Source organism: Microlunatus aurantiacus (assembly GCF_039536605.1).
Classification (GTDB): Bacteria; Actinomycetota; Actinomycetes; order Propionibacteriales; family Propionibacteriaceae; genus Microlunatus; species Microlunatus aurantiacus.
On record NZ_BAAAYX010000004.1, the window covers coordinates 374,275 to 387,418 of the forward strand.

At 70.7% G+C, this 13,144-nt stretch carries 11 protein-coding genes; 6 read left to right on the top strand and 5 right to left on the bottom strand.

Annotated features, from left to right (window positions below):
• Nucleotides 1-65 precede the first annotated feature (65 nt).
• The 4 genes from ABD714_RS09535 to ABD714_RS09550 all read left to right on the top strand — a co-directional run bounded on the left by ABD714_RS09535 (nucleotide 66) and on the right by ABD714_RS09550 (nucleotide 4,561).
• Nucleotides 66-1,601: a molybdopterin-dependent oxidoreductase gene (locus ABD714_RS09535; RefSeq protein WP_344812082.1), complete on the top strand. Its 1,536-nt coding sequence runs from the start codon at nucleotides 66-68 to the stop codon at nucleotides 1,599-1,601.
• A gap of 121 nt (nucleotides 1,602-1,722) precedes the next feature.
• Nucleotides 1,723-2,862, top strand: coding sequence for an NAD(P) transhydrogenase subunit alpha (locus ABD714_RS09540; protein ID WP_344812083.1), 1,140 nt, complete (start codon nucleotides 1,723-1,725; stop codon nucleotides 2,860-2,862).
• Nucleotides 2,859-3,179 (top strand): NAD(P) transhydrogenase subunit alpha part 2, encoded by a 321-nt coding sequence (locus tag ABD714_RS09545; RefSeq protein WP_344812084.1) that lies wholly within the window; start codon nucleotides 2,859-2,861, stop codon nucleotides 3,177-3,179. The genes ABD714_RS09540 and ABD714_RS09545 overlap by 4 nt, the downstream gene beginning before the upstream one ends.
• Nucleotides 3,176-4,561 carry an NAD(P)(+) transhydrogenase (Re/Si-specific) subunit beta gene (locus ABD714_RS09550; RefSeq protein ID WP_344812085.1) on the top strand — a complete coding sequence of 462 codons (1,386 nt, stop codon included), beginning with the start codon at nucleotides 3,176-3,178 and terminating at the stop codon, nucleotides 4,559-4,561. Before ABD714_RS09545 ends, ABD714_RS09550 begins: the two co-directional genes overlap by 4 nt.
• A 28-nt stretch (nucleotides 4,562-4,589) precedes the next feature.
• On the opposite strand, the gene ABD714_RS09555 is transcribed toward ABD714_RS09550, so the two are convergent.
• Entirely contained in the window at nucleotides 4,590-6,101 is a 1,512-nt protein-coding gene (locus ABD714_RS09555) for a hypothetical protein (RefSeq protein WP_344812086.1), read from the bottom strand.
• A 161-nt stretch (nucleotides 6,102-6,262) separates the two neighbouring features.
• Here ABD714_RS09555 and ABD714_RS09560 point away from each other — a divergent pair, with 161 nt between their 5' ends.
• Nucleotides 6,263-7,744 (top strand): MFS transporter, encoded by a 1,482-nt coding sequence (locus tag ABD714_RS09560; RefSeq protein WP_344812087.1) that lies wholly within the window; start codon nucleotides 6,263-6,265, stop codon nucleotides 7,742-7,744.
• A 101-nt stretch (nucleotides 7,745-7,845) separates the two neighbouring features.
• Here the strand turns inward: ABD714_RS09560 and ABD714_RS09565 are convergent, their stop codons facing one another.
• Both ABD714_RS09565 and ABD714_RS09570 read right to left on the bottom strand, forming a co-directional pair.
• The gene (locus ABD714_RS09565; protein WP_344812088.1) at nucleotides 7,846-8,535 is read right to left on the bottom strand and encodes an alpha/beta fold hydrolase; all 690 of its coding nucleotides are present in this window, start codon (nucleotides 8,533-8,535) and stop codon (nucleotides 7,846-7,848) included.
• 17 nt (nucleotides 8,536-8,552) lie between these two features.
• Entirely contained in the window at nucleotides 8,553-9,230 is a 678-nt protein-coding gene (locus ABD714_RS09570) for a response regulator transcription factor (RefSeq protein ID WP_344812089.1), read from the bottom strand.
• Between the two features lie 115 nt (nucleotides 9,231-9,345).
• Here ABD714_RS09570 and ABD714_RS09575 point away from each other — a divergent pair, with 115 nt between their 5' ends.
• A complete protein-coding gene (locus ABD714_RS09575) occupies nucleotides 9,346-9,633 on the top strand; it encodes a GlsB/YeaQ/YmgE family stress response membrane protein (protein WP_344812090.1) in 288 nt (95 codons plus the stop codon).
• A 102-nt stretch (nucleotides 9,634-9,735) separates the two neighbouring features.
• On the opposite strand, the gene ABD714_RS09580 is transcribed toward ABD714_RS09575, so the two are convergent.
• Complete coding sequence (locus ABD714_RS09580) at nucleotides 9,736-11,112, bottom strand: hypothetical protein (RefSeq protein ID WP_344812091.1); 1,377 nt, start codon at nucleotides 11,110-11,112, stop codon at nucleotides 9,736-9,738.
• Between the two features lie 262 nt (nucleotides 11,113-11,374).
• Nucleotides 11,375-12,574, bottom strand: coding sequence for an IS110 family RNA-guided transposase (locus tag ABD714_RS09585; protein ID WP_344812092.1), 1,200 nt, complete (start codon nucleotides 12,572-12,574; stop codon nucleotides 11,375-11,377).
• Between the last annotated feature and the right edge of the window lie 570 nt (nucleotides 12,575-13,144).

Below are 13,144 nucleotides of genomic sequence, written 5' to 3' on the forward strand. Positions count from 1 at the left end.
CCCCCGATCATCGCGCACCGCTCAGCCGCTTTGTGTCCCTTGCCCACAGCCAGCAAGATTGTCGGGTGCAACAGGTGAGCTCGATCCGGCTGGGGAGGATCGCCGGCGGGGTCGCCGGGCTGGTCGGCCTCGCCGTGGCCGAGCTCGGCGCCGGGCTGATCGCACGCGACGGCTCCCCCGTCTCCGATCTCGCCGAAGTCGTCACCGCCGTGCTGCCGGCGGCCTGGATCAGCGACTCGACCGGGGCTTTCGGCGCCGGCGCGCGGATCGCGCTGCTGGCGGCGGTCGTGGTCGTGACCCTCGTCCTCGCGGTCGTCTCCGGTCAGCTGGAGCTCAAGCGCAAGCAGCTCAGCCTGGCTGTCTACCTCCCGGCCGGGGTGGTCACGCTGCTCGCCGTCAGCACCCAGGTGGGCCCGGGTGCCCTCGGCTACGTGCCCGCGGTGCTCGGCCTGTCCGCCGGCTACCTCACCCTCCGGCTGCTGATCGCCGAGCTGCGGCGACCGCCGGGGGCGCTGGAGCCCATCGCCGCTGAGCGACGCAACTTCCTCAAGACGGCCGGTCTGGTCGCCCTGGGCGGCATCGTGGTGGCCGGTGTCGGCCGGATGCTGGTCCAGGCGTCCAACAGGGTCGCCGAGGTGCGAACCAAGATCGTGCTGCCGCCGGCGGCGAACCCGGCCCCGACGGTGCCGGTGGGCACCGACCTGGACGTCGCGGGGCTGACGCGGTACATCACCCCGAACGCCTCCTTCTACCGCATCGACACCGCCCTGCAGCTGCCGGTGATCGACCCGGAGACCTGGACGCTGAAGGTGACGGGCCTGGTCTCCACGCCGGTCACCCTGACCTACGCCGAGCTGCTCGCCCGGCCGTTGACCGAGCACCTGACCACGTTGACCTGCATGTCCAACCAGGTCGGAGGTGACCTGGCCGGCAACGCGGTCTGGCTGGGGCTCCCGGTGCACCAGGTGCTGGCCGAGGCGGGACCCCAGGCCGGAGCGGACATGGTGCTGTCGGTGAGCCAGGACGGCTGGTCCGCCGCGACCCCGCTGAGCACCCTGACCGACCCGGACGTCTCCGCCCTGCTGGCCGTCGGGATGAACGGCGAGCCGCTGTCCCCCGAGCACGGGTTCCCGGTGCGGATGGTCGTCCCCGGTCTGTACGGCGACGTGTCCGCCACCAAGTGGGTCACCGAGCTGAAGGTGACGACCTTCGACGACGACTCCGGCTACTGGGCGCAGAAGGGCTGGTCGGAGCGCGGACCGATCAAGATCGCCTCCCGGATCGACATCCCGACCCGTTCGGTGGTGGAGCCGGGCACCGTGATCGTGGCCGGGGTCGCCTGGGCGCAGACCACCGGCATCTCGAAGGTCGAGGTGCAGGTCGACGACGGACCGTGGCAGGACACCGAGCTGGCCGACACGGTCGGCCCGGACACCTGGCGGCAGTGGGCGTACGACTGGACGGCCGAGCCCGGCGACTACGAGATCCGCGTCCGCGCCACCGACGCCGACGGGCGGGTGCAGACCGACAAGGACGTTCCTCCGTTCCCCAGTGCGGCCAGCGGGCTGCACACGGTGCCGGTGAAAGTCCGCCCGGCCTGAGCGCCTGCCTGGCAGGCACTCGGTCCAAGTGGTCCACAGAACGTGCGAGCGGATCGGGCACAGGCCCCCGCCAGGGTGTCGGCGAAGGGGTGGGTGCGGGCCCGTGCACTAGGTTCGGGGCGTGCGGATTGCGGTCGCTCGGGAGACCGAGCCGGGTGAGACCAGGGTCGCCCTGGTGCCGGAGCTGGTCGGTCGGTTGACCGGTGCCGGCTACGAGGTGGCGGTCGAGCCGGGGGCCGGACGCGGTGCGCTGATCGACGACCAGGCGTACGTCGCCGCCGGTGCCACCGTCAACGAGAACGCCCTGCACGGCGCCGGTCTGGTGCTGAGCGTGCAACCGGTCGGACTCGAGGCCCTGCGCTTCTGCGCTCCGCGGGCGGCCACCGTGTCCTTCCTGTTCGCCGGTCAGCGGGCCGGTGACGTCGCCGCGCGGCAGGCCGCCGGCATCACCACCTTCGCCATGGAGCAGGTGCCGCGGATCTCGCGGGCGCAGTCGATGGACGCGCTGAGCTCGCAGTCCCTGGTCTCGGGTTACCGCTGCGCGATCGTCGCCGCCGGCCGGTTGCGCGAGTTCTTCCCACTCAGCATGACCGCCGCCGGCACGGTCCGGCCCGCCCAGGTCCTCGTGCTCGGGGCCGGGGTGGCCGGGCTGCAGGCCATCGCCACCTGCCGCCGCCTCGGTGCCGTGGTGAAGGGGTACGACGTCCGCGCCGCGGCAGCCGAGGAGATCGCCTCGCTCGGCGCCACCCCGATCGACCTCGACCTGCCCACTCTGGACGGGGCCGGCGGCTACGCACGGGAGATGAGCGAGGACCGCGCCGCGTTGCAGCGGGAGCGCCTCGCCCCGCACATCGCCGCCGCCCACGCCGTCATCACCACCGCCGCCGTGCCAGGCCGGCAGGCCCCGGTGCTGGTCACCGCCGCCATGGTGGCCGGGATGCGCCCGGGCTCGGTGGTGGTCGACCTGGCCGCCGACTCCGGCGGCAACGTGGAGGGCGTCACCGCCGGCGGCGTGGTCAACGTGCCCACCGCCGACGGTCTGGGCAGCGTCCAGCTGTGGGGCGGGTCGAACGTGCCCAGCCAGATGCCCGGTCCGGCGAGCCGGCTCTACGCGCAGAACGTGGTGAACGTGGTGCAGCTGATGACCCGCGACGGCCGATTCGATCCCGACCCTGCCGACGAGATCGTGACCGGCATGCTGGTCACCCACCCGAGCCTGACGACCGAGGCACCCGCCGTCGACCCGGAGGTCACCCCATGAGCGAGGCCATCACCTGGCTGACCATCTTCGTGCTGGCGGCCTTCGTCGGCATCGAGGTGATCTCCAAGGTGTCCTCGACCCTGCACACCCCGCTGATGTCGGGCGCGAACGCGATCCACGGCATCATCCTGGTCGGGGCGATCCTGGTCGCCGGGCACGCGGACAGCACCCCGATCCTGGCGCTCAGCCTGGTCGCGGTGGGTCTGGCCGCGATCAACCTGGCCGGCGGCTTCGTGGTCACCGACCGGATGCTGCAGATGTTCGTCCGCAAGCGCCCCGTCCCCGGGACCGGCACCCGCCCGGAGGTCGAGCAGTGAGTGCCCCACCGATCTGGGCGCAGCTGGTCTACCTGGTCGCCGCCGTCTGCTTCGTCCTCGCCCTCAAGGGACTCTCCTCCCCCCGGACGGCCCGCCGCGGCAACCTGATCGGCGCCGCCGGCGCGGCCCTGGCCACCGTCACGGTGCTGGTCTCCGGCGACCTCGACCACCTGCTGCCGATCGGCATCGCCCTCGTGGTGGGCGTCGCCCTCGGCGCCCTCGGGGCGTACCGGGTGCAGATGACCCAGATGCCCCAGCTGGTGGCCCTGTTCAACGGTGTCGGCGGCGGCGCCGCGGCCATCGTGGCCCTGGTCGAGCTGAACGAGATCGCCACCACCGGCGGCTCCTCGACGTTCCAGCTGATCGCGACGGCGTTCACCATCGTCATCGGCTCGGTCAGCTTCACCGGCTCGATCGTCACCTTCCTCAAGCTGCAGGAGCTGATGACGACGCGGCCGGTGACGTTCGCCGGCTACCCGATCCTGTACGGGCTCGCGCTGCTGTCGGCCATCGGCTTCGGGGTGTTCCTGGCGCTCTTCCCGACCATGGTCGCCGGCATCGCCCTGGCGGTCATCGGCGCCGGGGTCGGCGTGCTGCTGGTCCTGCCGGTCGGCGGGGCGGACGTGCCGATCGTCATCTCCCTGCTCAACGCGTTCACCGGGCTGAGCGTGGCGGCCAGCGGCTACGTGCTGGACAACCCGCTGCTGCTGGTGGCCGGCACCCTGGTCGGCGCGGCGGGCACCCTGCTGACCAAGCTGATGGCCACGGCGATGGGCCGCTCGTTGGGCAGCACGCTGTTCGGGGCCCTCAAGGGCGGCTCGACGTTGGGCGGGGGCGAGGCCAGCGACCGACCGGTCAAGGCCACCGGTCCGGCCGACGTGGCCATCCTGCTGGCGTACGCGAGCCGGGTGATCATCGTCCCCGGCTACGGGCTGGCGGTGGCGCAGGCGCAGCACACGCTCCGTCAGCTGGTCGACCTGCTGACCGAGCGCGGCGTCGTGGTGGACTACGCGATCCACCCGGTCGCGGGCCGGATGCCGGGACACATGAACGTGCTGCTGGCCGAGGCCCAGGTGCCGTACGGGCAGCTGCGGGAGGCCGACGACGTCGACCCGGAGTTCCGCAACGCCGATGTCGCCCTGGTCGTCGGGGCCAACGACGTGGTCAACCCGGCCGCGGAGACGACCCCGGGCGCGCCCATCTACGGGATGCCCATCCTGCACGCCATCCAGGCCCGCCAGGTCGTCTTCCTCAAGCGCTCGATGCGCCCCGGTTTCGCCGGCATCGAGAACGAGCTGCTGCACGAGCCGCACACCACCCTGCTGTTCGGCGACGCCAAGGACACGCTGGCCAAGGTGCTGGCGGAGGTCAAGGCGCTGTAGCGCCCGCCGACGAGGTCGAGGGGAACCCTCAGCGTGAGGGCTCGCGCAGTCGGTGGCTCCCGGCATGCACACGCACCGGCCAGCTGTCGATCGTCGACACCGTCGCCTTGCTGTAGCTGCGCCCTGGACCGAACCGGGTGGCGAGCGTGTAGCGGCCGCTGCCCAGGTAGTCCACGACGAGTCGCTGCCAGGCGGCGTTGCGACTGCGCGGGACCGCCTGTCCGCGCGAGAGGTCGTGGGAGTGGCCGCCGAGGTCCACCACCAGATCACAGCCACGTGCGACGTTGCGGCCGACGACCCCCAGGGCGAGCAGGTTGTTCGGGTCGTCCGACGTGAGACATCCCGGGGCCGTCTGCACGGGGACGGTCAGCGCTGGGGGAACGAGGGCACCCGAGCGGATCCTCGACAGGGCCACGACGTCGAGCGTCACCGCCATCAGGGCGGCGACAGCGAGAGCCGACCGCCAGGCCGCGCGACGCGAACCCGCGGCGAGAACACCGGCGGTGACACCGACCAGCAGCGCTGCCGGCACCGCCACGATGCCCATGTAGTGGGGGTAGAAGATCGGCGCCGCCACGAGCAGCGAGACCGTCGCCACCAGGACGGGGACGACGACCCGGTACGACCTGACGCGCCAGGTGACGACGGAGCAGACGACCGATCCGGCCATCACCACGACGATCGCGACGAACGCCCCGTCCCCGGTGAGCCGGTTCATGGTCGCGATCTCCGCCGCCCGTCGCAGGAGATCGGTTCCCTGGTCGCGGCCCAGCTGGTCCAGGACGACCATCCGCCACATCTGGGTCGGTGCGGCCAGGAAGAAGGGCAGGCAGACCACCGTGCTCGCCACTACGGCACCGAGCATGATCACCAGAGCCTGCCGGAAGCCGAGCACGATGCCCACGAAGACAGCGACAGCGACCAGGGGCACGATGCCCCAGATCTTGACCGCCGTCGACAGTCCGAGCAACACACCAACGGCAGCCAGGGTCGCCCGTGAACCGTGCCGGACGACGGTGACCGGAGCAGCCCGTACGGGAACGGATCGGAGCTCTCGGATCAGTAGGGCGAGGGTCACCGCCAGGAGGAGGTTCGTGAGTCCCTCGATGAGGGTCGTGCGCTCGACCAGGACGGCGCCGGGGAAGACGGCATAGAAGCCGCCGCCGACCGCGGCGGCCGTGCGACCCATCGGCAGCAGCACCGCGACGACGACGAGGCTGGTGGCGCAGCCGAGCAGCATCCAGACCAGACGAGACGCCTCCCACCCGGCCGTCTCGCCCACCCACCGGCCCCATGCCGCCACGGGTGTCAACGCCACCAGCACACCCGGTGGGTGGAGCAGCAAGAAGTCCCGGTAGGGCAGGCGGCCGTGGACCAGGCCGACGGCCCCGGCGTAGTAGACGGCATCGTCGTAGCCGAGCACCGCCGCCAGACCTCCCCCGCGGAGCACCGGCAGCAGGCGGTTCGCCAGGGCGAGTCCGAACACGACGGCGTAGAGCGGCGCGGCACCGCGGAGCATGCCTCGCGCCGCCCCCAGCATGTGACGACCTTCGCAGGTCGGAAGGGACGACGCCATCCGTACATCTACGTACGGCCGCGGCGCGCACGTCGTCCCGCTGACGCCCGTGGCGATGAGAAAGCGGCCTGTCGACTGTCTGTCCTGGTGACTAACGTGTCGGACGACAGCGGGAGGACGAGGACATGAGCAGGCCGAAGACACCGGTGCTTGACCTGACGCGCCGGGGCGACCGCACCTTCCTGCACCTGCTCCTCAACGTGCTCATCGTGTCGGTGATGAACTTCACCGTCTGGTTCGCCATCACGTTCTGGGTGTTCATCGAGACCCGGTCGGTGCTGGCCACCGGGATGGTGGCCGGGATCTTCCTCGTCTGCACCGCCGCGTGCGGCATCTGGTTCGGCAGCCTGGTCGACCACCACCGCAAGAAGGTGTCGATGCAGGGGTCGGTGATCGCGTCGCTGGCCTTCTACGTGCTGGCTTTCGGGGTCTACGTCGTCGTCCCCGACGAGACGTTCACCAGGGCGTCCAGCGTCTGGCTGTGGGTGTTCATCGCCCTGGCCATGTTCGGGGTGATAGCCGGCAACGTGCGGATGATCGCGATGATGACCCTGGTCACCCTGCTGATCGAGCCGGACCGGCGGGACCGGGCCAACGGTCTGGTCGGCACCACCACCGGGGTGACGATGCTGGCCACCTCGATCATCAGCGGGCTGCTGGTGGCCCGGGACGGCATGTTCAGCGTGCTGATCCTGACCATGGTGCTGCTGGCCGCCGGGGCCCTGCACCTGGGTCTGCTCGAGGTCGACGAGAGCCGTGCGGTCGACCTCGCGGCACCACCGGAGGCAGGCGGCGTCGACGACGGACCACAAGTCAGCTCGATCGACCTGAAGGGGACGATCCGACAGGTCCGGCAGACCCCCGGCCTGTTCGCCCTGATCGGGTTCTCCTGCCTGAACAACTTCCTCGGCGGCGCCTTCATGGCCCTGATGGACGCGTACGGGCTGTCGATGATGTCGGTGCAGGCGTGGGGTCTGATGTGGGGGGCGCTCAGCGGCCTGTTCATCGTCGGCGGTCTGCTGGTGGCGCGCACCGGCCTCGGCGCCAGGCCGCTGCGGCTGCTCCTGCTGGTCAACCTGGTGCTCTGGTCGGTGACCGTCCTGTTCCCGTTGCAGGCCTCCATCGTGATGCTGGTCGCCGGCATGGCCGTCTACATGGTCCTGGTGCCGTACGCGGAGGCCGCCGAGCAGACCATCCTGCAGCGCGTCGTGCCGTACGAGCGGCAGGGCAGGGTGTTCGGCTTCGCCCAGAGCATCGAACAGGCCGCCTCGCCGCTGACCGCCTTTGTGATCGGCCCGCTCACCCAGCTGCTGGTCATCCCGTTCATGACCGACGGGGCCGGGGCCGACGCGATCGGTGACTGGTTCGGCACCGGGCCGGCCCGCGGCATCGCGCTGGTCTTCGTGCTGGTCGGGGTGCTGGGCGTGCTGCTCACGGTCTACGCCCTGAACAGCCGCTTCTACCACCGGCTCAGCGAGCGCTACGCCCAGTCCGACCCGCCCCCCGACGACCCGGCGGCCGACCCCGCCGACCCACCGCCGTCCGGGACGAGCGAGCAGCCGCGCGGCGGTCTGCTGCCCGATCCCTCGAGCGACACCCGCCGCTGACGGTCAGCCCCGGGCGGTGGAAGCCGCCCGACGACGTCCAGCAGTCGGCAGGACGGTGGACAGCGCGTCGACGGGCAGGGGGAGCTGGTCCAGCCGATCGGTCATCCGGCGGCGACCGCGAGCAGGTGAGCGGTCACCGCCTGCGGGTTGGCCACCGGCAGCAGGTGCCCGCCGGGCAGGACGTGGGCCTCGACACCGAGCCGTTCCCGCGCCACCCGGATCTGCAGATCTCGCGGGAAGAGCCGGTCGTCACGGCCGACCAGGACCCGGATCCCACCGTCCGGCCAGCGGTCGAAGGCGCACGGCTCGGTGAACGCGATCTCGGCCTCGTCGCGTCCGTTCGCCACCACCGCGGGGTCCAGCACCTCGGCGGGCACGTCGTGCAGGAAGGTGTCGACCAGGTCGACGTCAGCGGCGTAGCCGCCGGCGCTGGCGGCCGCCAGCCGCGCCGGCTCCGACCCGACCGCGTCGCCCCAGGTGCTTGCCGACTCGCCGGGCAGCGGGATCATCGCGTTCACCAGCACGATCGCCCGGACGGGGATCCGGGCGGCCACCATCGGGGCCGTGAACCCGCCCATCGAGTGGGCCGCCAGGACGACGTCCCGGCGCCCGGCCACCGCGGCCACCGCGGCCACCGCCAGCTCCGTGTACGCGGTCAACCCGGCCGTGGGGTCGTCCGCGGGCAGGTCCATCGCGACCACCTCGTGCCCGGCCGCCCGGAGCAGATCCGCGACCGGGGACCAGTAGAGCGCCTCGCCGCCGGCGCCCGGCAGCAGCAGGAACGTGGTCATGCCCGCACCCTGCCCCGTCAGGGACCGCCGCGCCAGTGCTCGATCCGCCGCTTGTCGGGCTGGAACCCGTGCTCGACGCCCCAGAGCACCGCCTGCGTGCGGCTCTCGACCCCGATCTTGCGGTAGATGGAGCGGATGTAGGTCTTGATGGTGTTGGGACTGAGGTAGGTCAGGTCGGCCACGTCCGCGTTGCTCATCCCCTGGGTGATCAGCGCGAGTACCTCGGCCTCGCGGTCGGTCAGCCCCTCCTCCCGGCCGGGCCACTCCGAACCGGTGACAGCCCGGACCCGCCGATCGGGCTCGCTCACCACCACCTCGCCGTTGTGCACCGCCTCGAGCGCGGTGACCAGATCGCGGGCCGGCAGCGCCTTGGACAGGTAGCCCCGGGCCCCCTGGGCGCGGGCACGCTCCACCAGCTGCGGGTGGAGGTTCCAGGTGTAGACGACCACGGCGCCGGCGACGGGGTTGGCCACCAGATCGGCGATCTCCCCGCGGTCCGACTCCGGTTGGGCGAAGGAGTCGTAGAGCACCAGGTCCACCACGTCCTCGACGGGTTTGTTGGTGTCGATCTCGGCGATCACGAGGCGCTCGTCGTAGCGCTCCAGGATGCGCGCGAGCCCGAGCACGACGACGTCGTAGTCGTTGACCAGGGCAACCCTGATCGGACCCTGAGTTTCGTCATCCTCGGCGATCATTTCCCCACCATAACCCTCCATAAGGGTGTAACAACTCACCCTCTAGGGTAGTTTACTCTGTAAGGGAGCGATCGCTCCACCCGGCTTGGGCCGGAACCTAGAGAAAGGCAACACCATGCTCGGTCTCATCATCAGCATCATCGTCGTCGGACTGATCGCGGGCGCCGTGGCGCGCCTCGTCGTCCCGGGCCGGCAGAACCTGTCGGTCCCGATGACCATCCTGCTGGGCATCATCGGCTCGTTCGTCGGCGGCTTCCTCGGCTACCTGCTGTTCGGCAACAGCTCCGGCGGTGGCGGCGGCGGCTTCCTGCAGCCGGCCGGGATCATCGGCTCCATCATCGGCGCGATCATCGTCCTGCTGCTGTGGATCCGCTTCGGCAGCGGCCGCGGCGCGCGCGCCTGATCATCGCCTGCACACACGCAGACGCCCCCTCCCGGGTGCCGCCGTCCCTCACGAGGGGGCGTCGGGTCCGGGCCGGGGGCGTCTGTGGTTCCGGCGCGGGGATCAGAACACGTACGGGTTGATCCCGGTGGCGGCGAACACGAGCCACGACGTCGCACCGACGTGCAGGTTCGGGTAGTAGCCGAAACCGAAGCCGGTCTGCAGCGGCGACGACGCGGCCACCACGCCTCCTTCGATCCGCTTCCCGTTGTAGAGCTGACCGTCGCCGAGCTCGTCCTGGGCCCAGATGGCCGCCTTGAGCAGGTCCTGCGCCGCCGCCTTGTCGCCCTTGCCGTTGCGGAGGGCCAGCGCCAGGGCCAGTTGCGCGGAGCCCTCGAACCAGACCGCCCCCGAGTCCGGCTTCGGGTTGTACTGGTCGATCTGCGCGGACGTGTCGGCCTGCAGCGAACCGCTGGCGAACGCCACCCCGGTCACCTTCTGGTTGCCCGTCAGCGCGGAGTTCAGCCGCTGCGGGGTGTCGGTGGTGGCCAGGTTGGTGGCGGCCCAGTCCAGAGCCGGCGCGTACGCCCGCTGGCGGCGCACCAGCCACGACCATGTCTGCGGGTCCAGCGGGAGCTGGCTGCCGAGCTTGTTGATGGTGGCGCCGTCGCCCTCGCTGCCGGTCCAGAAGAAGCCGTCCTCCTCGTTCCAGACCGACTCGACCATGGCCCAGGCGTGGTCGGACCGGTTCCGCCACACCCGTTGACCCGTCAGGGTCTGGATCAGGCGGAAGAACCCGGCCACGTCGATGTTGTGCTCGGTCGACTTGCGCGTCTCCAGCCCCGCCGTCGCCCCGAAGGTGTAACCGCCCAGCCCCGTGGTCGAGTAGGTGTTGTCCTGGATCCACTGCGCGATGCGCACGGCTCCTGTGCGGTAGCGCTCGATCCCGGTGGCCCGGGCCAGCTGGGCCAGCGCGATGCCCGCCCAGGCCATGTCGCCGACGGCGGTGCCGACCAGCCCGTACTCGTACGCGAAGTGCGCGTTGCCGCCGGTCAGGATGAAGTCGTCGGCGTGGTAGGCCTGCCGCAGCCGACCGTCGGTGAACGTCTCGTCGTGGGTCTGGGCGTAGAGCAGCCCGTCACCCAGGGCCTTGGCCGACGCCCCCTCACCGGCGCGCAACAGGGCGATGATGGCCAGCGCGTTGTCGTAGGTGAAGGCGACGTCGGTCAGTCCCGACTGATCCTGGTAGCTCTGGGCCAGTCGCGGGCCCGTGCTGCGGTAGGCGTTGGTGACACCCTTCAGGAACCGGACCGCGGCCCGGCTGGAGCGGCCGTTCCAGCTGGCCGCGAGCGTGCCCGGCGCGGCCTCGGCGGACGGGGCTCCGAGCGTGGTCATCCCGACCCCGAGGGCGGCCCCGCCACCGATCAGGAGCCGCCGGCTCAGTGGCCGGAGCGCGAAGTTGGAGCTGTCGGTGCTGTCCTGCGTGCCGTCGTTGGTCACGATGAGCTGCGTCCTCCCCCTAGGCGCCCGCCGCGGGTGGGAGCGCTCTCAGCCGTAACGTAGGGGCGGGCCTGCGCGGTGTCAACGGTAGGGACGGCGGGGCGGTGGGTGAGGGTGGTCAGCGCCGCCTCCCCGGGCACGGTTCGGAGACCGGCGGTGACGCCGAGGACGGAGACCGGCGCCCGGGGGTCTCGTCGACCCGGCTCGGTCCCACCTGGACCGGACCTTCCTGACCGAGACACCTAGACGGCACCTCTCTGTGTCAACTGGTGGGTCTGGGAGTGGTTATAGGGTCGGCAGCGGTGGGTCCGGGAAGTGACTGATCCGAAGAGTCGGCGGTAGGGGTTGAGCCGGCCGCGCTGGATTTCGTAGACGCCCCCGAGTGTCCTCCCGGACCCGCTGAGACTTGTCGGATGCTGTCGCGGATCAGCTGGCGATAGACCAGGTCGGACAGCCGCCTCTTCAGACAGCGCAGGGCTTCCTTGTGACCTTTCCCGCTGGCACGTTTGCGCTGGTAGTAGACCCGACCCTGTCCTGGGTGGCGGATCTGGGTGATGGCCATGGTGTGCAGACAGCAGTTGAGTTGCCGATCTCCGGCCCGGGAAAGCCGGTGGCGGACGACGTCACCGGAAGAGACCTCGATCGGCGCGGTCCCTGTGTAGGAGGCGAACGCCGCCGCTGAGCGGAACCGTCGGATGTCGCCGACGCGAGCCAGAATCTTCGCGGCGTTCAGGGTTGCGATGCCACGAAGATCGGTCAGGGTGGTCCCGCTGGCGCGCACTTCCTGGGCGATCTGGGTGTTGGCGGTGGCGATGCGTCGATCCAGGTGTCGGCTCTCGGCGATGAGGTCGACGGCGAGCCGCCGCAGGGTCTGTCGGGCGGCGTCGCGGGGCCGGATCGGGCGCAGCAGCTGGGCCGCTTTGGCTGCGTCGAGCTCGCGTGGGGCGCCGCCGGGCACGAGCCGGGTGAGCAGCACGTGCAGCCTGTTCAGGGTTTGGGTGCGGGTCTTGACCACGTCGTCGCGGTGCTCCACCAGCGCCCGCAAGACGATGACCGTCTCGTTGACGGCGACGGTCTGGAGTCTGGCCGCGGTCAGTGCGGCGATACCCACGGAGGTGGCGTCGTCGTCGTCGCTCTTACGGCCGTGACCGGTCGACAGCATCCGCACCCGGGAGGCGAGCTTGGCCGGCACATCGACGGCGACGATCCGATCGGCAGTCAGCCAGGTACTCAACGGTGCTCCCAGGCCACCGGCGCCCTCGATCGCCCACGTTGCTGCCGGCCACTGCGCCGCGAACTCGCGCAGCCGGCGGTAGCCAGCCCGGCTGACCGGAACCCGGATGGTGGCCAGCGGCTGCAACGCGGAGTTCACTGCGGCTGCTGTCCACGATGCCTTGTGGGGATCGATGCCGATCACCACCGGACCCGTGGCTGTTCTGTCGTTCACCATGTTGTTCAACACGCTCCTCCTTCAGCCGTTGCTCTCGGTGTGAGGCGAGGAGGGCAGACCAACTTTGGGCAGTGCAGACCTCTCTTGAGCCACTCTCGCCGACGGTGTTGGCCGGGTCGCAAGCCGTCTAGGAGTCAGCCCTGGAGAGGGCGACAGGTATGAAGCGAGCGAACCCGACCAACACCTGGAGATCATGGCTGCAGACCAGAACTCCTGTCGGCATTGAACAAGTTGGTATGACGTGACCGCCGGTTGAGGTGGTTGCAGGCCGGGGCCTCGTGCGCGCACATTGCGTGGGTTGCCAGACGTTTCGGTCTGGCCTATCCGACATGCGTGGTGGGAGGCCCCGGTGTTTTCAGAGCGTACGAGTGTTGGTCTGGATGTGCACGCCCGATCGGTCGCGGCGGCGGGCTTGGACACGGTCACCGGTCAGGTGTGGGAACACCGACTCCGGCCCGACTCGGCGGCCATCACGGCGTGGCTGGCGGAGCTGCCGGGCCCGGTGGCGGTCACCTATGAGGCCGGTCCGACCGGGTTCGGGCTGGCCCGGGACCTGACCGCAGCCGGGTTCCGGTGTGAGAT

What these genes read in the sequence shown, in the direction of transcription:
- ABD714_RS09565 (WP_344812088.1), bottom strand. Translation starts at nt 8,535, where the DNA reads ATGACCACGTTCCTGCTGCTGCCGGGCGCCGGCGGCGAGGCGCTCTAC.
- ABD714_RS09555 (WP_344812086.1), bottom strand. Translation starts at nt 6,101, where the DNA reads ATGCTGGGGGCGGCGCGAGGCATGCTCCGCGGTGCCGCGCCGCTCTAC.
- ABD714_RS09570 (WP_344812089.1), bottom strand. Translation starts at nt 9,230, where the DNA reads ATGATCGCCGAGGATGACGAAACTCAGGGTCCGATCAGGGTTGCCCTG.
- ABD714_RS09545 (WP_344812084.1), top strand. Translation starts at nt 2,859, where the DNA reads ATGAGCGAGGCCATCACCTGGCTGACCATCTTCGTGCTGGCGGCCTTC.
- ABD714_RS09575 (WP_344812090.1), top strand. Translation starts at nt 9,346, where the DNA reads ATGCTCGGTCTCATCATCAGCATCATCGTCGTCGGACTGATCGCGGGC.
- ABD714_RS09560 (WP_344812087.1), top strand. Translation starts at nt 6,263, where the DNA reads ATGAGCAGGCCGAAGACACCGGTGCTTGACCTGACGCGCCGGGGCGAC.